Source organism: Pseudomonas sp. WMBT8 (assembly GCF_050916005.1).
Classification (GTDB): domain Bacteria; phylum Pseudomonadota; class Gammaproteobacteria; order Pseudomonadales; family Pseudomonadaceae; genus Aquipseudomonas.
In genome coordinates this window covers 6,038,618-6,056,126 of record NZ_CP188096.1, presented here as the reverse complement: position 1 = coordinate 6,056,126, position 17,509 = coordinate 6,038,618, and the positions used below count along the sequence as shown (strand labels likewise).

20 protein-coding genes are annotated in these 17,509 nt (G+C 61.3%); 11 read left to right on the top strand and 9 right to left on the bottom strand.

All coding sequences use genetic code 11. The features are described from left to right. Position 1 precedes the first annotated feature (1 nt). The gene (locus tag ACO77H_RS27750) at positions 2 to 625 is read right to left on the bottom strand and encodes a CDP-alcohol phosphatidyltransferase family protein (RefSeq protein WP_170042021.1); all 624 of its coding nucleotides are present in this window, start codon (positions 623 to 625) and stop codon (positions 2 to 4) included. A 216-nt stretch (positions 626 to 841) separates the two neighbouring features. Here ACO77H_RS27750 and bufA2 point away from each other — a divergent pair, with 216 nt between their 5' ends. The 4 genes from bufA2 to cfaB all read left to right on the top strand — a co-directional run bounded on the left by bufA2 (position 842) and on the right by cfaB (position 4,047). Beyond that, a complete protein-coding gene (bufA2, locus tag ACO77H_RS27745; protein ID WP_169954045.1) occupies positions 842 to 1,096 on the top strand; it encodes a BufA2 family periplasmic bufferin-type metallophore in 255 nt (84 codons plus the stop codon). Positions 1,097 to 1,158: 62 nt separating this feature from the next. Beyond that, positions 1,159 to 2,004, top strand: coding sequence for an MNIO family bufferin maturase (gene bufB, locus ACO77H_RS27740; RefSeq protein WP_170057499.1), 846 nt, complete (start codon positions 1,159 to 1,161; stop codon positions 2,002 to 2,004). After that, positions 1,995 to 2,777: an HvfC/BufC family peptide modification chaperone gene (locus ACO77H_RS27735; RefSeq protein WP_432754804.1), complete on the top strand. Its 783-nt coding sequence runs from the start codon at positions 1,995 to 1,997 to the stop codon at positions 2,775 to 2,777. The genes bufB and ACO77H_RS27735 overlap by 10 nt, the downstream gene beginning before the upstream one ends. A gap of 85 nt (positions 2,778 to 2,862) precedes the next feature. After that, entirely contained in the window at positions 2,863 to 4,047 is a 1,185-nt protein-coding gene (gene cfaB, locus ACO77H_RS27730; RefSeq protein ID WP_169954042.1) for a C17 cyclopropane fatty acid synthase CfaB, read from the top strand. 201 nt (positions 4,048 to 4,248) lie between these two features. On the opposite strand, the gene cls is transcribed toward cfaB, so the two are convergent. Then, a complete protein-coding gene (gene cls, locus ACO77H_RS27725) occupies positions 4,249 to 5,688 on the bottom strand; it encodes a cardiolipin synthase (protein ID WP_432754803.1) in 1,440 nt (479 codons plus the stop codon). Between the two features lie 130 nt (positions 5,689 to 5,818). Here cls and ACO77H_RS27720 point away from each other — a divergent pair, with 130 nt between their 5' ends. Continuing rightward, positions 5,819 to 6,340 carry a DUF3617 domain-containing protein gene (locus ACO77H_RS27720; RefSeq protein WP_169954040.1) on the top strand — a complete coding sequence of 174 codons (522 nt, stop codon included), beginning with the start codon at positions 5,819 to 5,821 and terminating at the stop codon, positions 6,338 to 6,340. A 39-nt stretch (positions 6,341 to 6,379) separates the two neighbouring features. Here ACO77H_RS27720 and ACO77H_RS27715 read toward each other — a convergent pair whose 3' ends face one another. The 5 genes from ACO77H_RS27715 to ACO77H_RS27695 all read right to left on the bottom strand — a co-directional run bounded on the left by ACO77H_RS27715 (position 6,380) and on the right by ACO77H_RS27695 (position 10,051). After that, positions 6,380 to 7,717: a dihydroorotase gene (locus ACO77H_RS27715; protein ID WP_432754802.1), complete on the bottom strand. Its 1,338-nt coding sequence runs from the start codon at positions 7,715 to 7,717 to the stop codon at positions 6,380 to 6,382. 2 nt (positions 7,718 to 7,719) lie between these two features. Beyond that, positions 7,720 to 8,280 carry a DapH/DapD/GlmU-related protein gene (locus tag ACO77H_RS27710; RefSeq protein ID WP_170042025.1) on the bottom strand — a complete coding sequence of 187 codons (561 nt, stop codon included), beginning with the start codon at positions 8,278 to 8,280 and terminating at the stop codon, positions 7,720 to 7,722. Further along, a complete protein-coding gene (gene hisI, locus ACO77H_RS27705) occupies positions 8,277 to 8,702 on the bottom strand; it encodes a phosphoribosyl-AMP cyclohydrolase (protein WP_169954037.1) in 426 nt (141 codons plus the stop codon). The genes ACO77H_RS27710 and hisI overlap by 4 nt, the downstream gene beginning before the upstream one ends. After that, positions 8,699 to 9,604: a GTP cyclohydrolase FolE2 gene (gene folE2, locus ACO77H_RS27700; RefSeq protein WP_432754801.1), complete on the bottom strand. Its 906-nt coding sequence runs from the start codon at positions 9,602 to 9,604 to the stop codon at positions 8,699 to 8,701. Before folE2 ends, hisI begins: the two co-directional genes overlap by 4 nt. Before the next feature lie 78 nt (positions 9,605 to 9,682). Then, positions 9,683 to 10,051 (bottom strand): glutamine synthetase, encoded by a 369-nt coding sequence (locus tag ACO77H_RS27695; RefSeq protein ID WP_432754800.1) that lies wholly within the window; start codon positions 10,049 to 10,051, stop codon positions 9,683 to 9,685. 126 nt (positions 10,052 to 10,177) lie between these two features. Between ACO77H_RS27695 and dksA the strand changes: the two genes are divergently transcribed. The 4 genes from dksA to ACO77H_RS27675 are packed head-to-tail and all read left to right on the top strand — an operon-like array spanning position 10,178 to position 13,468. After that, a complete protein-coding gene (gene dksA / locus ACO77H_RS27690; RefSeq protein ID WP_169954034.1) occupies positions 10,178 to 10,582 on the top strand; it encodes an RNA polymerase-binding protein DksA in 405 nt (134 codons plus the stop codon). 26 nt (positions 10,583 to 10,608) lie between these two features. Further along, positions 10,609 to 11,817, top strand: a complete 1,209-nt coding sequence (gene zigA / locus ACO77H_RS27685; protein WP_169954033.1) for a zinc metallochaperone GTPase ZigA — start codon at positions 10,609 to 10,611, stop codon at positions 11,815 to 11,817. Beyond that, positions 11,817 to 12,461, top strand: a complete 645-nt coding sequence (locus ACO77H_RS27680; RefSeq protein ID WP_432754799.1) for a DUF1826 domain-containing protein — start codon at positions 11,817 to 11,819, stop codon at positions 12,459 to 12,461. The genes zigA and ACO77H_RS27680 overlap by 1 nt, the downstream gene beginning before the upstream one ends. Positions 12,462 to 12,505: 44 nt before the next feature. Further along, positions 12,506 to 13,468 carry a CobW family GTP-binding protein gene (locus tag ACO77H_RS27675; RefSeq protein WP_170042265.1) on the top strand — a complete coding sequence of 321 codons (963 nt, stop codon included), beginning with the start codon at positions 12,506 to 12,508 and terminating at the stop codon, positions 13,466 to 13,468. Here the strand turns inward: ACO77H_RS27675 and ACO77H_RS27670 are convergent. Next, positions 13,462 to 13,854, bottom strand: a complete 393-nt coding sequence (locus ACO77H_RS27670) for a DUF3301 domain-containing protein (RefSeq protein ID WP_057961211.1) — start codon at positions 13,852 to 13,854, stop codon at positions 13,462 to 13,464. The two genes, ACO77H_RS27675 and ACO77H_RS27670, sit on opposite strands and share 7 nt — an antisense overlap. Positions 13,855 to 13,970: 116 nt before the next feature. Between ACO77H_RS27670 and pdxY the strand changes: the two genes are divergently transcribed. Then, the gene (gene pdxY, locus ACO77H_RS27665; RefSeq protein WP_169954031.1) at positions 13,971 to 14,843 is read left to right on the top strand and encodes a pyridoxal kinase PdxY; all 873 of its coding nucleotides are present in this window, start codon (positions 13,971 to 13,973) and stop codon (positions 14,841 to 14,843) included. 116 nt (positions 14,844 to 14,959) lie between these two features. Here the strand turns inward: pdxY and ACO77H_RS27660 are convergent, their stop codons facing one another. Beyond that, positions 14,960 to 15,442, bottom strand: a complete 483-nt coding sequence (locus ACO77H_RS27660; protein WP_029290061.1) for an acyl-CoA thioesterase — start codon at positions 15,440 to 15,442, stop codon at positions 14,960 to 14,962. A 293-nt stretch (positions 15,443 to 15,735) separates the two neighbouring features. Here ACO77H_RS27660 and ACO77H_RS27655 point away from each other — a divergent pair, with 293 nt between their 5' ends. Next, positions 15,736 to 17,499 carry a cation:proton antiporter gene (locus tag ACO77H_RS27655; protein WP_169954030.1) on the top strand — a complete coding sequence of 588 codons (1,764 nt, stop codon included), beginning with the start codon at positions 15,736 to 15,738 and terminating at the stop codon, positions 17,497 to 17,499. The last annotated feature ends 10 nt before the right edge of the window (positions 17,500 to 17,509 follow it).

Here is a 17,509-nt window from a genome sequence, read left to right as displayed (position 1 = left end):
CTTATGCCGTCGGAGGGATGTCTGGTTGTTCTTTGAGGCCCTGGCGTACACGGTTGACCAGGGTGTAGGCGAGCAAGGCCGCCACCAGCCACATCACCCCGTCGACCCAGCCGGCACCGAGCCAGCCCAGGGCCACGCCAGTGGCCAGTACGCCGAGGACGAACGCCCGATCACTCTTGCCCATGGGCCCGTCATAGCGCCGCGATGCGCCGACCATCGGCCCGAGCACACCGGCGTACTCGCTGAACACCGCCAGCAGTGTCACCAGCAACACCGGCGCCAGGCCGACCCCGGGGATCAGCGCAAACGGCAGGATCAGCGCGCTGTCGGCGATCACATCGCACAGTTCATTGAGGTAGGCGCCCAGGCGTGACTGTTGGCCGAATTCCCGGGCGAGCATGCCGTCGATGGCATTGAGGGCCATGCGCAGGATCATCCACAGCGGGATCAATACGAACACCCAGGCGTGCTGGGCGAAACCGGCGATCAGCAGGCCCACCAGCAGCGACACGATGCCCGCCAGCACGGTGATCTGGTTGGCGGTGGTGCCGTTGTCATACAGGCGCTGCACCAGGGGCCGCAGCAGGTTCTGAAAGCGCGGTTTGAGCTGATAGATCGAAATCATGAGAGTGACGCTTCCTTGTCCGTGATCCCGCGAAAAAGCTGCTGCGAGTGTGACGATAAATCGCGGTGCGCACTAGTGATGGCTCCTACAAGGATTCAGGAAACCAGGAAAATTTTCACAGCGCTGTAACGCCCCTCCGGCACCTCACTCTAGTGCTGTGTCGGGACTGAACAAACCGTTTAGCCGACCCCCTACAGACCCATGAGGAATACCACAATGAACTTCAAGAACGCTGTTTCCGGTGCTGCCCTGGCCATCGCTGCCGCCACGCTGTTTGCCGGTGTCGCGACCCAGGCACAAGCCGCCGATGAAGCGAATGTGCACTGCTATGGCGTGACCTCCTGCAAAGGCATGAACGATTGCAAGACCGCTGAAAACGCCTGTAAAGGCCAGGCTGTCTGCAAGGGCCATGGTTTCAAGGCCATGACCAAGGCTGCTTGTGATGCAGCTGGCGGCAAAGTCGGCGAATAACCGCGAATACGTGATCCCGCAGCGGTGTGCACGTCGCTGCGGACACTTTCCAGGAGTTCGTCATGTCGGCATCGGTTCCTTGCCTGGGCTACGGCCTGGGACTACGCAGCACTTACTATCAGCAGATTATCGAGCAGTCGCCGGCGGTGGACTGGTTCGAAATCGTCTCCGAGAATTATCTGGTCCAGGGCGGCAAAGCCCTGTACTACCTGGACGCCATCGCCGAGCGCTATCCGCTGGTGATGCATGGCGTGTCCCTGTCCATCGGCGGGCCCCATGCCCTCGATAGGGACTACCTCACGCAACTCAAGCAATTGGCCGACCGGGTCAAGCCGGCGTGGGTGTCCGATCACCTGTGTTGGAGCCGGGGCAACGCCCATCAGTTGCATGACTTGTTGCCGCTGCCCTACACCGAAGAAAGCCTCTACCACGTTGCTACCCGCGTGCGGCAGGTGCAGGAGGTGCTGCAGCGGACGCTGGTGCTGGAAAATGTCTCCAGCTATGTGCGCTCAAAGGCCGATGAGTTTACCGAGTGGGAATTTCTCAGCGCCTTGAGCCATCTCAGTGGTTGCGAGCTGCTGTTGGACGTGAATAACGTGTATGTCAGCTCGCGCAATCATGGCTTCGATGCCTGGACCTTTATCCGCAACCTGCCGCCGCACAGCATCCGCCAACTGCATTTGGCCGGGCATATGGACTACGGCGACTACGTGGTCGATACCCATGACCACCCGGTATGCGATCCGGTGTGGCAGCTGTTTCAACAGACCCTGGAACACCTGGGGCCGGTGGCGACGTTGTTGGAGCGCGATGACCATTTCCCGCCGTTTGCCGAGTTGCTCGACGAACTGGGCAAGGCCCGTGAGCTGGGGGCTGGCGCCCTGGCCCGGAGGTCGCTATGCGCTTGATCGATTGGCAACTGGCATTTGAACGGCATCTATTGGCAGACACCGACGCCAGCGGCTTTGCCAGCACCTTGATCGGTGGCCCGACCCTGGATGTCGACACGGGCCTGGCGATCTATCACCACGCCTATCGGGCCCGTTTACTGGAAGTGATGCAGGGGGATTTCCCGGCTGTGTGGCACTGGCTGGGGGATGAGGAGTTTGCCGGGCTGGTTGCGGTCTATGTGCAGCGATATCCATCGGCGCATTTCAGCTTGCGCTGGTTGGGGCAACGGTTTGCAGGCTTTATCGGCGAGCATCTGGTCGCCGAACAAAGCGCGCCGCTGGCAGAGCTGGCGTGCCTGGAATGGGCCTTTACCCTGGCGTTTGATGCGTCCCCCGGCCAACCCCTGAGCCTGCACGACATGGCGCAACTGGCGCCTGAAGATTGGCCGGTGTTGCAGGTCGAGTGGGTGCCGGCGGTACAGCAAGTGTTGTGTCGCTTCAACAGCCTGGAGATCTGGCGCGGGGTCAAGGCACAGGCGACGTTTCCCGGCAGCCAGCCGTTGTCGTTGGCCCAGGTGTGCCTGATCTGGCGTGACCAGCAGGTGTGCCGCTTCCGTAGCCTGGAGCCCGCCGAGGCTTATGCCCTGGCCGGGATGGCCGACGGCGGTTGGAGTTTTTCAGAACTGTGCGCCGAATTGGCAGTCACTTATCAAGAGGGCGCGCCGCTACAAGCTGTCACGTGGTTGAAACAGTGGGTTGAGGACGGTTTGCTGCAACGTCGGGCACCATAGAAGGCGGCTATTGAATCGATAGCCAGCTACTTTTTCGTGGATGGTCTACCCTCATTCCAGACGTCTGAAACAGGGGGGACTACTCATGCTCGCGCAACTTCCACCGGCCTTACAGAATCTTCAGCTACCGCTGCGTCTGCGACTCTGGGATGGCCATGAGTTCAACCTGGGCCCGGAGCCCAGCGTCACGATCGTGGTCAAGGACCCGGTGATGGTGACGCAACTGACCCATCCCACGCTCGATTCCCTGGGCGCTGCCTTCGTCGAAGGCAAACTGGAGCTGGAAGGCTCCATCAGCGATGTGATCCGGGTGTGTGACGAACTGAGCCACGCCCTGGTGGATGAAGATGAGCACGCCGGACCGGTGCGCTCGATCCACGACAAGGCTACGGATGCCGCCGCGATTTCCTACCACTACGACCTGTCGAACGAGTTCTACCAGCTCTGGCTGGACCGTGACATGGCCTACTCCTGCGGTTACTTCGAGACCGGCAGCGAATCCCTCGACCAGGCCCAGCAAGACAAATTCCGCCACCTGTGCCGCAAGTTGCGCCTGCAGCCTGGGGAATATCTGCTGGACGTCGGTTGCGGCTGGGGCGGGCTGGCGCGTTATGCGGCGCGCGAATTCGGGGTCAAGGTGTTCGGCATCACCCTGAGCAAGGAACAACTGGCATTGGCCAGGGAGCGTGTGCTCGCCGAGGGCCTGGAAGACCAAGTGGAACTGGCGTTGCTCGACTACCGCGACCTGCCCCAGGACGGGCGGTTCGATAAAGTGGTCAGCGTCGGCATGTTCGAACATGTTGGCCACGCCAACCTGGCGCAGTACTGCCAGACCCTGTTCGGCGCCGTGCGCGAAGGAGGCCTGGTGCTCAACCATGGCATCACCGCCAAACATACCGATGGCCGCCCGGTGGGACGTGGCGCGGGGGACTTTATCGAGCGCTACGTATTCCCCAATGGCGAGTTGCCGCACTTGGTGATGATCAGCGCCGAGATCAGCGAAGTCGGCCTGGAAGTGGTCGACGTGGAAAGCCTGCGCCTGCATTACGCACGCACCCTGGACCATTGGAGCGAACGCCTGGAAGACAACCTGGAAGCGGCGGCGAAAATGGTCCCGCCCCAGGCACTGCGTATCTGGCGCCTGTACCTGGCGGGATGTGCGTATGCGTTTGCCCGCGGGTGGATCAACCTGCATCAGATCCTGGCGGTCAAGCCCCATGCCGATGGCAGCCATGAGTTGCCGTGGACGCGGGAAGATCTCTATCGCTGAGGTCTTGGCTACGCTGCAATACTAAATGTGGGAGCGGGCTTGCTCTAATGCCGATCAGTTAAGCGAACGCAATGCTCAAAGCAGTGAAGATCAAATGTGGGAGCGGGCTTGCCCGCGAAGACGTCGGCCCAGCAAATATTGATGTTGACTGACCCACTGCTTTCGCGAGCAAGCCCGCTCCCACATTGGTTCTGCGTTGGTCTATAGGATCGGGGAAATCAACCGCGCCACCCGCATGCCCAGTTGCTGCAGGCGGCGGGTCTGTTGGCTTTCTTCCTGGCTGGTTTCGTGGGCCTGGGCGAAGTCGTCCAGCAGCATGTGTTCCACTTCGCTGGCGAAGGTTTTATCGACCGTCAGCAACATCACTTCAAAGTTGAGGCGGAACGAACGGTTGTCCAGGTTCGCACTGCCGATGGCGCTGATTTCGCGGTCTACCAACACCACTTTCTGATGCAAAAAACCCGGCTTGTAGCGGAATACCCGAACCCCGGCGCGCACCGCTTCGATCGCGTACAGGCTGGATGCGGCGTAGACAATGCGATGGTCGGGGCGTGACGGCAGCAGCAGGCGTACGTCCACGCCACGCAACACCGCCAGGCGCAACGCGGCGAATACTGCCTCATCGGGGATGAAGTAAGGGCTGGTGATCCACACTCGCTCAGTTGCCGCATGAATGGCTTCGACGAAAAACAGCGAGCAGGTCTCATAGGGGTCCGCCGGACCGCTGGCCAGCAATTGGCAGAGCACGCCATCGTCGGCGTAGGTGTCGGGCAGGATCAGCGGCGGCAGTTCGCGCGCGGCCCAGAACCAGTCTTCGGCAAACGACTCCTGCAAGCAGGCCACCACCGGGCCGCTGACGTGCACATGGGTGTCGCGCCAGGGCGCCAGCGGCGGTTTCTTGCCCATGTATTCGTCGCCGACGTTATGCCCACCGACAAACCCGCTCAGGCCATCGACCACGACGATCTTGCGGTGGTTGCGGAAATTTACCTGGAAACGATTGAGCCAGCCGCTGCGGGTGGCAAACGCCTTGATCTGCACCCCGGCGTCGCGCAGCGATTGCACATAGCGCTGGGGCAGGGAGTGGCTGCCGATGCGGTCATACAGCACGTAGATGGCCACGCCCTCGGCGGCCTTGGCCTTGAGCAGGTTGTGCAACTGGCGGCCGAGTTCGTCGTCATGAATGATGAAAAACTGCACCAGCACAGCCGTCTTGGCGGCGCGGATGGCGTCGAAGATGGCGCTGAAGGTGGCGTCGCCATTGACCAGCAAACGCACCTGGTTATTGGCCAGGCACGGCATGCGCCCCAGCTTGGGCATGGCGCGCAGGGAGGCGTAGGCGTGGGAGTTGCGCGCGGCCAGGGCTTCTTCGACCCAGGGGCGCCAGTTCAATTCGGTGATGGCCTTGTGCATTTCCTGGTTGGCCTGGCGGCGCGCCTGGATATAGGCATCGAAGCTGCTGCGGCCAAAGATCAGGTAGGGGATCAGGGTCAGGTACGGCATGAACATCAGCGACAGCGCCCAGGCAATCGAGCCTTGGGCGGTACGCACGGTCAGCACCGCGTGCAGGGCGGCCAGCGAGCCGAGAAAATGCAGGGTGGCGATGAAGTAACCAAGCAAGTGCGGGCCGAAGAAATCCATGGACAACATTACTCCTGACAATCCAATGCGTAACAGACCATGTTCGGCGGCGATTGTCGCTATTTTATTGAGCATGCAACGCCGACCACTTTACGACGTCTAACGCCGACAATTACCCAGGAGTTACCCGATGAATGCTCGTCTGCTTGGTTTGGCCATGGTTGTTGGTTTGACGCTGCCGGTGGCAGCGCAGGCGCAGATGTTGGCGCCGGGCTTGTGGGAATTGACCACCAGCAATATGAAAGTCGATAACCAGAACCTGCCGGACTTGTCGTTGATCCTTGGTCAGCTGAAACAACAGATGACCCCGGAACAGCGCGCCATGCTGGAAAAACAAGGCATTACCATGGCCGGCAAGGGCGTGCAGGTGTGCCTGACACCGGCTCAGGTGGCCTCCGATTCCATCCCGCTGACCGACCCGCAATCGGGTTGCAAGCAAGAGGTGACAGACAAGACCGGCAACCAGTGGAAATTCCGCTTCAGCTGCCCGAAAGCCCAGGGCACTGGCGTGGCCACGTTCCAGAGCCAGAAGGCGTTTACCACCACGGTCAACGGCACCTTCAATGCCACCGGCGTGCAGCAGAACGGCAGCCTCGACACCCAGGCGCAGTGGCTGGGCAACGACTGCGGCACGGTCAAGCCCCGCGCCTGATCACACGCCCTGCAGGAGCCGGCAAGCCGGCCCCTGCGTTTAGCGCAGAAAATGCAGGGGCAGCCCCTGGCAACTGTCCACCACCTGCCCCTGGTGCCAGGCCACATGGCCTGACACCAGGGTAGTGCTGACGCTATGGCGAAAGCTGCGTCCGGCAAACGGCGTCCAGCCGCACCGGGCGAGGATCGGTTGGCTGCTCACGGGCTTGCCTTCGGGCTCGGGTTTGATCAGCACCAGGTCGGCCCAGTAACCCTCGCGCAGATAACCCCGTTGGGGAATGGCGAACAGGTCGGCGACGCGATGACTGGTTTTTGCCACCAGCGTAGTCAGTGGCAACAAACCGTCGGCCACCAATTCCAGCAATGCAGGCAACGCGTGTTGCACCAGGGGCAATCCTGCCGGTGCCTCACGGTACGCCTGCTGTTTTTGCGCCCAGGTATGCGGGGCGTGGTCGGTGCCAATCACATCCAACCGGTTGCTCAGCAGTGCCAGGCGCAGGGCATTGCGGTCGGCCCGGGTCTTGATCGCCGGGTTGCATTTGATCTGGTGGCCGAGGCGGGCATAGTCACGGTCATCGAACAGCAAGTGATGCACGCACACTTCTGCCGTGATGCGTTTTTCTGCCAGCGGTTTGTCTTCGAACAGCGGCAATTCCCGCGCGCTGGTCAGGTGCAGCACATGCAGGCGCGTGCCATGGCGGCGCGCCAGCTCCACCGCCAGGGATGACGAGCGATAGCAGGCTTCGGCGTCGCGAATCAGCGGGTGGGCTACAGCGGGGATCGCCTCGCCAAACCGGTTTCGCAAGCGTTGTTCATTGGCGTGGATGCTCGGCGTGTGCTCGCAATGGGCGAGGAGAATGGTCGGCACCTCAGCAAATAAACGCTCCAGGACGCGTGGATCATCCACCAGCATATTGCCGGTGGAGGCGCCCATAAACACTTTGACCCCGGCGACCTGCCGCGGATCAAGGGCCGCCACGGTGTCGAGGTTGTCGTTGCTGACGCCAAAGTGAAAGCCATAGTTGGCCACCGAGTGCAGCGCCGCGCGGCGTTTCTTGTCGGCCAGTGCTTCCAGGGTCAGGGTCGCCGGTTGGGTGTTGGGCATGTCCATGAAGCTGGTGATGCCACCGGCCACCGCCGCGCGGGACTCGCTGTAGAAACTGCCTTTGTCCGGCGCGCCGGGTTCGCGAAAGTGCACCTGGTCGTCGATCATGCCTGGCAGCAACCATTGGCCTTGGGCGTCAATCTCGATAGCGGCTGTTTGCCCGTGGATGCTGCTGGCGATTTTCTCGATACGGCCGTTGGCGACCAGCAAGTCGGCGTCGAATTCCTGGCCCTCATTCACCAGGCGGGCGTTGCGGATCAGCAGGCGGCTCATGCTCAGAACTCGTTTTGCAGGGCTTTGTAGCCAAGCACCAGGTCGACATTGGTACGCGCCACATCTTCAGAAAACTCCGAGGCGCTGACGCTCACGGGCGGGAACTGCGACAGGTCGGTGTTGGGACCGATGCGCGTGGTGGACGGCACATAGAAGGCGGCGGGCAAGTCGCGGCCATCCACCACCGAGTTGTGCCGCACCACGCAGCCGTCGCCAACCACGCAGTTGAACAGCACGCTGTTGAAGCCGATGAACACCCGGTCGCCGACGGTGCAGGGGCCGTGGACAATCGAGCGATGGGCGATGGAACTGAACTCGCCGATAGTCACCGCCGCACCGGATTTGGAGTGGATCACCACGCCGTCCTGGATATTGGAATTGGCGCCGATGGTGATCGGGTCCATGTCGCCGGTGGCGTCCACTTCATCGGCGCGGATCACCGCATAGGGGCCGACAAATACGTTCTCACCGATGATCACCTTGCCGCAGATGATCGCGGTTTTATCGACGTAGGCCGATTCGGCAATGACCGGCAGATCGCCGGAAGGGTTCTTGCGGATCATGCTGCAGGTTCCTTGAGGGGCGCGGTGAGGATATGCACGTGGTCGTCTTCGATAGCGTTGTAAAAACAGTTCGGGCGGCCGGTGTGACAGGCCGGGCCCTGTTGGTCGACGATCAGCAACACAGCATCGCCGTCGCAATCCAGGCGTGCTTCGACCAACTGTTGGCGGTGGCCGGAGCTTTCACCTTTGCGCCACAACTGCTGGCGTGAACGTGACCAGTAGCAGACCTGGCCGCTGGCGAGGGTTTCTTCGAGGGCCTGGCGATTCATCCAGGCCAGCATCAATACCTCGCCGCTGCCGTGTTGCTGGGCGATGGCGGCGATCAGGCCGTCGCGGTTCCACGGCAAGGCATTCAGTACCGGGGCCAGGGCAAAGCGACTGCCCACGCTGGCGGCTTCGAGGTCGAGCATTGTCAGCGTCATGGGGTGCCCGAGACGTTTCTCGTCCAATGGCTTTCGGCTACGGCGTCATGGGCGTGCAGGCTTTCGGCGTGGATGACTTTGAGGTGAATGGCTTGCACTGCATCCGAGCGTTTTAGCGCCAGGTTCAGACGGCGCGCGGCGTCTTCGCAGAACATCAGGTTCTGGCCGTTGGCTAGGGCAAACGCCTGTTCATCGGCGCGCTTTACGGCGGTTTGGACGGCGGTGCCGAGGGCGGCTTCGGCCTGGTCGATCAAGTCGGCCAGGGGCAACGTTTGTACGCCGGGTTGCAGTTGGACCTGCAACAGCGCACTGCTGCGTTGGCTATGGGGCGTGGCGACGATGCCATTGGCACTGCCGAGCCAGGCCAGTACATCTTCGTGCTGCAACGACTTATTGCCGAAGTCATCGACAAATTGCTGTTGAATCAACTGCCTGGCGAGGGCCGCAGAGCAAGGGCAGGTGGACGAGTAGGTCACGTCAATTTTTAGTTCCACGTGGAACATCTGCTTTTCCAGACGCGCTTCGATGGTCACCGGATAAGTCTTCCAGCCCGATAGCGGGCTGACCAATGCCGGGCGTTTAAGCAGCAAGTCGGTGTGAATCCGCAGGTAGGCGCTGCTCGATAACCCTTCATGGCTATCAAGGAATCGCTGTAAAACCTGGCGCAGCAACACGGGTTGCAGGTCTTGTTGCTCGAGCATCTCCAGCGCCAGGTACAGGCGCGACATATGAATGCCTCGCGCCTCGCCGTCATCCAGGCTCACGCCGGCATCGGCCTTGGCACTCAAGCGTTGGCCGTCGATCAGGATAGGAAGGGCAATGCCGCACATGCCCACCCAGTCGAGAGGCAAGGCTTGGCGAGAAGCCTGCGCGGCGATATCCGGCAGAGTCAGCGCATTCATGAGCAGGTCCATCGTTGGAAATAATCTGACATGTTATAGTATAACAATTAGATCTACGATGATTTTTCTACGACCGCCCTAGCACCCGCTGATACGGCTGCAGGTGAACTTGGCGCTGGAGCCTCCGGAACTGGAGAACCGGTTGATCGTGGTCCAGCCCACACGCCGGGTGTAGCCCACCCACGCCTCGCCGTCGGAAGCCAGGCCGGTAAAGAACGTCAATTGGCCATAGCGGCTGTTGGTCTGCGCCCAATAGCGCTTGCCGATCACCTCGAACCCGCGCAGATACGTGGTGTTGCCTGCGGTCGCGACACTGTAGGCATTGCCTTGGGCATCGACGCAGGCCAGCAGGGTGGCGCTGCGGGTGCAGGTGGCCAGCGTGCCGGGCATTTGGGCGCCGGCCTGGGTCGCCACCAGCAGCAACACGCTGCATATCAGGTATTTCATCGCGCTTCTCGGGGCCTGGAGAGAATCAAGGATTACGCCCTTCGTCGTGTCGAGCAAGAGGGCGTTGGCTTATTTGTATTGTTATAATATAACATCAATGCACAGCCTGACCCGTGAATCGTCCCGATGACTGAACAAGACCTGCTTGCCCAGCCGCCCGCTGATTACATGAATGAGGCCCAGCAAGCCTTTTTCCGCGAGCTGTTGTTGGCCCAGCGCTATGACCTGCAAGCGCGCATCGAAGCCGAATTCATCGTGCTGCGCGAGCAGGAGCCCAACAGCGACCCCGCCGATGTGGGCAGCGCCGAAGAACAGCGCCAGTGGCAACTGCGCCTGCTGGAGCGAGAAAAGAAGCTGCTGGACAAGATCGACGAAGCCTTGGAGCACCTCGCCCGTGGTGAATACGGCTGGTGCCGCGAGACGGGCGAGCCGATTGGCCTCAAGCGCCTGTTGCTGCGGCCCACGGCCACCCTGTGTATTGAAGCCAAAGAACGTGAAGAGCTGCGCGAACGCCATCAACGGGCGATTTGACCGGCCACCCTGATGAGGAACACCCGATGACCGACCGTCTACCCGTTACCGTGCTGTCCGGATTTCTCGGCGCCGGTAAAAGCACGCTGCTCAATTACGTCCTGCGCAACCGCGAAAACCTGCGGGTGGCGGTGATCGTCAACGACATGAGCGAAATCAACATTGATGGCGCCGCAGTCCAGCGCGACGTCAGCCTCAATCGCGCCGAAGAAAAACTGGTGGAGATGAGCAACGGCTGTATCTGCTGCACCCTGCGTGAAGACTTGCTGGTCGAGGTAGGAAAGCTCGCCAGGGAGGGCCGGTTCGATTACCTGCTGATCGAATCCACCGGCATTTCCGAGCCGCTGCCGGTGGCGGAAACGTTCACCTTCCGCGATGAAAACGGCCAGAGCCTGGCCGACATTGCGCGTTTGGACACCATGGTCACCGTGGTCGATGGCATGAACTTCCTGCTCGACTACCAGGCCGCCGAAAGCCTCGCGTCCCGCGGCGAAACCCTGGGCGAGGACGATGAGCGCTCCATCACTGACCTGTTGATCGAACAGATCGAGTTCGCCGACGTCATCCTGGTCAGCAAGATCGACCTGATCAGCCGCCACGAACGTGAAGAACTGGTGGCCATCCTTGAACGCCTGAATGCCCAGGCGCGCATTATTCCCATGGTCATGGGCGAGGTGCCGCTGGCCGAGATCCTCAACACCGGGCGTTTTGACTTTGAGCGCGCGGCCCAGGCACCGGGCTGGTTGCAGGAACTACGCGGCGAGCATGTGCCGGAGACTGAGGAATATGGCATCGCCTCCACGGCCTACCGGGCGCGCCGGCCATTCCATCCCCAACGCTTTTTCGACTTTATCGACCGCCCGTGGAGCAACGGCAAGCTACTGCGCTCCAAGGGGTTTTTCTGGCTGGCCAGCAAACACCGCGATGCCGGTAGTTGGTCCCAGGCCGGCGGCCTGATGCGCCATGGTTTTGCCGGCCGCTGGTGGCGCTTTGTGCCCAAGAGCCAATGGCCCGAGGATCAGGAAAGTGTCGCGGCGATCATGGGTAACTGGCAGCCGAGCACCGGGGATTGCCGCCAGGAACTGGTGTTTATCGGGCAGAACATCGACTTCGTGCGCCTGCGCGCCGAGTTGGACGCATGCCTGCTGACCGACGATGAAATGGCCTTGGGCGCTGAAGGTTGGCACCTGCTGGTCGATCCTTTTGGCCCTTGGTACGAGGAGGCAGCCGCCTGATGCTGGCACCTGTGATTCAACTGCGCCCGGTGATTCGCCAGACCCGTGGGGAAACCCCGTTGGCCCTCGCCGACATCCTGGATAACGGCGTCAACCTGGCGCTGTGGCAGCGCCAGTTGCCGCTGCACATCGCCGAGTTTGGCGCGTTGCTGGTCTCGCTGGGCGAGCCGCTGGCGGAGTCGCTGGTGGTGGAGCTGGACAGCGAAGACGCCGAACCCAACTTGCAGGGGCTGGCCGCAGGCTGTCGTGACCTTGAGGGCTACGAAGGCTTTATCGCCGATGTTGCCTGGCTGATCAGCGCTTTTTCCTGCCTGTTGGGCGCCAAGCGCATTGGCGTGCGGCTGAGGCTCCTGGACAAGGCCATGTGCCCGCGCTTTCACGTCGATCACGTGCCTGTGCGTTTGATTACCACCTATGCCGGTATCGGCAGCCAATGGCTGCGCGAAGGGGTGATGGACCGAAGTCAATTGAGTCAGGCGGACGCGGAGCCCACCGAGCGCATCGAACAGATCCACTGTGGCGAAGTCGCCCTGCTCAAGGGCGAAAAGTGGCGCGGCAACGAGGGCCATGGCCTGATTCACCGCTCGCCGGCCCTGGCCGCCAACGAACGGCGGCTGATTCTGACGCTGGATTGGCTGGCATAACCGGGTAGGATCAGCGTCTCTACACGGCCTGAATAATGTCCACGATGCTGCAGAATATTCCCACGCATGTGATTGCCGGCCCCTTGGGTGCTGGCAAGACCAGCCTGATCAAGCACCTGTTCACCCAGCGCCCGGCCAATGAGCGATGGGCGGTGTTGATCAATGAGTTCGGGCAGATTGGCCTGGATGCTGCGCTGCTGACCCTGGATGACGACGGCATTGCCATCGGCGAAGTGGCCGGTGGCTGTTTGTGCTGTGTGAATGGTGCGCCGTTCCAGGTAGGGCTAGGCCGCCTACTGCGTAAGGCCAAGCCGCACCGGCTGTTTATCGAGCCCTCGGGGTTGGGGCACCCGGCGCAATTGCTGGCGCAGTTGCGCCAGGCGCCCTGGCAGACCGTGCTCGCTGTCCAGCCTTGTGTGCTGGTGCTCGACGCCCAGGCACTGGCTGCGGGCAGACCGTTGCCCGACGCGCAACGCGAAGCATTGGCCAGTGCCGGGTTGCTGCTGCTGAACAAGGCTGAAGGATTGGACGCTGCGCAACGTAGCGCAATCGAAAGGACCCTGCCGGCCTGCGAGATTTACTGGGCGCGGCAGGCGCAGCTGCCATTGGTTCGGCTACCGGGGTTTGGCGCACAGGCCGGGGCGGCTGTGGATAACTTTCAAGTGCCCCAGGGGCTGGCGCAAATCCCGGCAATCTGGAGCGATCCGTGCGTGCCGATTTGCCTGCATCAGGCGCAGGCCGGCGGCTGGAGCATCGGTTGGCGCTGGCACCCAAGCCAGCAGTTCGACCCCACGCGGCTGTGCCAATGGTTGCAGAACCTGGAGTGGCGTCGCGCCAAATTGGTTATCCATAGCGCCGACGGCTGGGTCTCGGCCAACGCTGTGGATAACACCACACTCACCTGGCAGCCCAGCGAATGGCGTCGGGACTCGCGTATCGAGCTGATCTTTGGCGAAGAGCAGGATGTGGCAAAACTGCAAAAAGCCCTGGCCGCTTGCCGTCAGTGACGGCTCTTGCCGTGCTCCTGGCGCCACTGGCTCAGTTCAATCACTTCGGCGCTGGGCGGCGGCGTCTTTATTTCAAACGGGTAGGGCGCCAGTTCGATTTGCGCGCTGTGGGCCCCAAATTGGGTGATGGTGCCGGGATGGCGGGCTTCGCCGGTCACCGTGAACTCAAAATTGTAGACCCGTGCCAAACGCCGGCGCCCGCTGGCGTCCTTGACGAAACCGATGCGTTTCAAGGCCACGGCGCCGTCGAGCAGTTCGATGTCGAGCTTGGCGCAATGCTGTTTGACCCTCTCCAACGCGCGCTCGCGCAGGCCGTGGTTGTGCCACACCCAGGCGGCAGCCGCCGCCAGCAGCATCAGCACAAAGATATTTCCCAGGGTCAGCATTCGATTTGCTCCAACAAAGTAAGGCCAGCTTAACTGCGTCTCCGGTCTGTCGTACAGGCTGCGTTTAGTCGCATACTGCGCGGCCAGAATTTAACGGTTTTACGGAAGTTTCCTGCATGAAACGTACGCCTCATCTGCTTGCGATCCAGTCCCATGTGGTCTTCGGCCATGCCGGCAACAGCGCCGCCGTGTTTCCCATGCAGCGGGTGGGGGTGAATGTCTGGCCGCTGAACACTGTGCAGTTCTCCAACCATACCCAGTATGGCCAGTGGGCGGGAGAAGTGTTGGCGCCCCAGCAAATTCCTGCGTTGGTGGAGGGGATCGCGGCGATTGGCGAGCTGGGCAACTGCGATGCGGTGTTGTCCGGTTACTTGGGCAGCGCCGCCCAGGGCCGGGCGATCCTGACCGGTGTGGCGCGGATCAAGGCCATCAACCCCAAGGCCCTGTACCTGTGCGACCCGGTGATGGGGCATCCGGAAAAAGGCTGCATCGTGCCCCAGGAAGTCAGTGATTTCTTGCTCGACGAAGCCGTGGCCATGGCTGACTTCCTGTGCCCCAACCAATTGGAGCTGGACAGCTTTTGCGGGCGTAAACCGCAGTCGCTGTTCGACTGCCTGGGCATGGCGCGGGCCCTGCTGGCGCGTGGGCCCAAGGCGGTGCTGGTCAAGCACCTGGATTACCCGGGCAAGCTGGCGGACGGTTTCGAGATGCTGCTAGTGACGGCAGAAGGCAGTTGGCACCTGCGTCGGCCATTGCTGGCGTTTCCACGCCAGCCGGTGGGGGTGGGCGACTTGACGTCGGGCCTGTTCCTGGCGCGGGTGCTATTGGGCGACAGCCTGCTGGCGGCCTTCGAATTTACGGCGGCGGCTGTGCATGAAGTGCTGCTGGAAACCCAGGCGTGCGCCAGCTACGAGTTGGAATTGGTGCGGGCCCAGGACCGCATCGCCCATCCGCGCGTGCGCTTTGAAGCCACGCCGATCAGCCTCTGACACCACCAACCCAATGTGGGAGCGGGCTTGCTCGCGAAGACGGTGTATCAGTCAATATATGTGCTGACTGGTACACCGTCTTCGCGAGCAAGCCCGCTCCCATATTTTGATTGGGGTTACACGTCGGCCTTGATTTCCTGGTAGCGCTTCTCCAGCTCCTGGCGAATCTGCCGGCGCTGCTTGCCCTGGATAAACCGGCGCTTGTCTTCACTGTTCTGCGGCTGCAATGCGGGCACGGCGGCCGGCTTGCGGTCGTCATCGACGGCAACCATGGTGAAGAAGCAACTGTTGGTATGGCGCACCGAGCGCTCGCGGATGTTCTCGGTGACGACCTTGATCCCTACTTCCATCGAGGTGTTGCCGGTGTAGTTGACCGAAGCCAGGAACGTCACCAACTCGCCGACATGGATCGGCTCGCGAAAAATCACCTGGTCCACCGACAGCGTGACTACGTAGCGGCCGGCATAACGGCTGGCGCAGGCGTAGGCCACTTCGTCGAGGTACTTGAGCAGGGTGCCGCCGTGGACATTGCCTGAGAAGTTGGCCATGTCAGGGGTCATCAATACCGTCATCGACAGCTGGGCGTTTCCGGGTTCCATAGCACACTCACGGTTGTAGGCATTGGTTGGGGGGGCACCTCTGCGGATGCTGGAATCATTGCGGCGTCATCCCTTACGGGACGCCGGGACGGGCCTTGCCGTCACGCCCAAGGCGATCTGTTTCCATATATTGCACCGGCTTTCTGCCGGAAGTCGTGGTGTTACCCTTGAAAAGCCCATTTCAAGGGCATTTCTTACGATTAAGGCAGACTTCTCCTTCCGCACATTGCGCGCCGTTGTAGCGGCCGCGTGGAAACCGGGACAGCGCCAGTACCCTCAAGGAGCCCCTCGCCATGCACGCCATCAGCTTTATCCAGGATTTGGCCGTGATCATGCTGGTGGCAGGGGTGGTGACTATCCTGTTTCATCGCCTCAAGCAGCCGGTCGTCCTGGGGTACATCGTCGCCGGCTTCATCATTGGCCCGCACACCCCGCCATTCGGCCTGATCCACGACGAAGACACTATCAAGACCCTGGCCGAGCTGGGGGTGATCTTCCTGATGTTCTGCCTGGGCCTGGAGTTCAGCCTGCGCAAGCTGTTCAAGGTGGGCGCCACGGCGTTTATCGCGGCCTTCCTGGAAATCATCCTGATGATCTGGATTGGCTATGAAATTGGCCAATGGTTCGACTGGAACACCATGGACTCGCTGTTCCTCGGCGCGATCCTGGCGATTTCCTCGACCACCATCATCGTCAAGGCGCTCAACGACCTGAAGATGAAAAACCAGCGCTTTGCCCAACTGATCTTTGGCGTGTTGATTGTCGAAGACATCTTGGGTATCGGCATCATTGCCTTGCTGTCGAGCATCGCCGTCAGCGGTACGGTCAGTTCCGGCGAGGTGTTTTCCACGGTCGGCAAGCTCTCGCTGTTCATGATCGTGGCCCTGGTGATCGGCATTTTGCTGGTGCCACGGCTGCTGGCCTACGTGGCCAAGTTCGAAAGCAACGAGATGCTGCTGATCACCGTCCTGGGCCTGTGTTTCGGCTTCTGCCTGCTGGTGGTCAAGCTCGAATACAGCATGGTGCTGGGCGCCTTCCTGATCGGTGCGATCATGGCCGAATCCCGGCAGTTGCTGAAAATCGAGCGCCTGATCGAACCGGTTCGCGACATGTTCAGCGCAATCTTCTTTGTTGCCATTGGCTTGATGATCGACCCGCAGATCCTGCTGCAATACGCCTGGCCGATTGCAGTGATCACCGTGGCCGTGGTGCTGGGCAAGATGCTGTCCTGTGGCCTTGGCGCGTTTATCGCCGGCAATGACGGCCGCACTTCGTTGCGGGTGGGTATGGGCCTGTCACAAATTGGCGAATTTTCTTTCATCATTGCGGCGCTGGGGATGACCTTGCAGGTGACCAGCGACTTTCTCTACCCGGTGGCGGTGGCCGTTTCCGCCATCACGACGTTGCTCACGCCCTACCTGATTCGTGGCGCCGACCCATTGTCCTTGAAGATCGCGGCGGTGATGCCGCAACGCCTGAGCCGGGTGTTTGGCATGTATGGCGAATGGTTGCGCAGTATTTCGCCCCAGGGCGAAGGTGCGATGCTGGCGTCGATGATCCGCAAGATCATCTTGCAGGTGGGGGTGAACCTGGCGCTGGTGGTGGCGATCTTCTTCACCGGCAGCTTTTTTGCCGCGCGCATTGGTGGGTATCTGGAAGGTTGGATCAGTGATCCGAGTTGGCAGAAGGCATTGATCTGGGGCGGTGCGTTGCTGCTGTCGCTGCCTTTTCTGATTGCCGCATATCGCAAGCTCAAGGCGCTGTCGATGTTGCTGGCGGAGATGAGCGTGAAGCCGGAAATGGCCGGGCGCCATACCCAGCGCGTGCGGCGGGTGATTGCCGAACTGATCCCGATTCTCTCGCTACTGGTGATCTTCCTGCTGTTGGCAGCCTTGTCGGCCAGTATTTTGCCGACCAACAAGTTGCTGGTGTTGATTGCCGTGGTCACGGCTGCGGTGGCCGCTGTGCTCTGGCGTTGGTTCATCCGCATCCATACACGCATGCAAGTGGCTTTGCTGGAGACCCTGGACAATCACAAGGACACACCGGAGCACTGACCACCACCCT

Coding starts and splice junctions, on each gene's coding strand:
- ACO77H_RS27750 (WP_170042021.1), bottom strand. CDS start 625: ATGATTTCGATCTATCAGCTCAAACCGCGCTTTCAGAACCTGCTGCGG.
- bufA2 (WP_169954045.1), top strand. CDS start 842: ATGAACTTCAAGAACGCTGTTTCCGGTGCTGCCCTGGCCATCGCTGCC.
- bufB (WP_170057499.1), top strand. CDS start 1,159: ATGTCGGCATCGGTTCCTTGCCTGGGCTACGGCCTGGGACTACGCAGC.
- ACO77H_RS27735 (WP_432754804.1), top strand. CDS start 1,995: ATGCGCTTGATCGATTGGCAACTGGCATTTGAACGGCATCTATTGGCA.
- cfaB (WP_169954042.1), top strand. CDS start 2,863: ATGCTCGCGCAACTTCCACCGGCCTTACAGAATCTTCAGCTACCGCTG.
- cls (WP_432754803.1), bottom strand. CDS start 5,688: ATGGATTTCTTCGGCCCGCACTTGCTTGGTTACTTCATCGCCACCCTG.
- ACO77H_RS27720 (WP_169954040.1), top strand. CDS start 5,819: ATGAATGCTCGTCTGCTTGGTTTGGCCATGGTTGTTGGTTTGACGCTG.
- ACO77H_RS27715 (WP_432754802.1), bottom strand. CDS start 7,717: ATGAGCCGCCTGCTGATCCGCAACGCCCGCCTGGTGAATGAGGGCCAG.
- ACO77H_RS27710 (WP_170042025.1), bottom strand. CDS start 8,280: ATGATCCGCAAGAACCCTTCCGGCGATCTGCCGGTCATTGCCGAATCG.
- hisI (WP_169954037.1), bottom strand. CDS start 8,702: ATGACGCTGACAATGCTCGACCTCGAAGCCGCCAGCGTGGGCAGTCGC.
- folE2 (WP_432754801.1), bottom strand. CDS start 9,604: ATGAATGCGCTGACTCTGCCGGATATCGCCGCGCAGGCTTCTCGCCAA.
- ACO77H_RS27695 (WP_432754800.1), bottom strand. CDS start 10,051: ATGAAATACCTGATATGCAGCGTGTTGCTGCTGGTGGCGACCCAGGCC.
- dksA (WP_169954034.1), top strand. CDS start 10,178: ATGACTGAACAAGACCTGCTTGCCCAGCCGCCCGCTGATTACATGAAT.
- zigA (WP_169954033.1), top strand. CDS start 10,609: ATGACCGACCGTCTACCCGTTACCGTGCTGTCCGGATTTCTCGGCGCC.
- ACO77H_RS27680 (WP_432754799.1), top strand. CDS start 11,817: ATGCTGGCACCTGTGATTCAACTGCGCCCGGTGATTCGCCAGACCCGT.
- ACO77H_RS27675 (WP_170042265.1), top strand. CDS start 12,506: ATGCTGCAGAATATTCCCACGCATGTGATTGCCGGCCCCTTGGGTGCT.
- ACO77H_RS27670 (WP_057961211.1), bottom strand. CDS start 13,854: ATGCTGACCCTGGGAAATATCTTTGTGCTGATGCTGCTGGCGGCGGCT.
- pdxY (WP_169954031.1), top strand. CDS start 13,971: ATGAAACGTACGCCTCATCTGCTTGCGATCCAGTCCCATGTGGTCTTC.
- ACO77H_RS27660 (WP_029290061.1), bottom strand. CDS start 15,442: ATGGAACCCGGAAACGCCCAGCTGTCGATGACGGTATTGATGACCCCT.
- ACO77H_RS27655 (WP_169954030.1), top strand. CDS start 15,736: ATGCACGCCATCAGCTTTATCCAGGATTTGGCCGTGATCATGCTGGTG.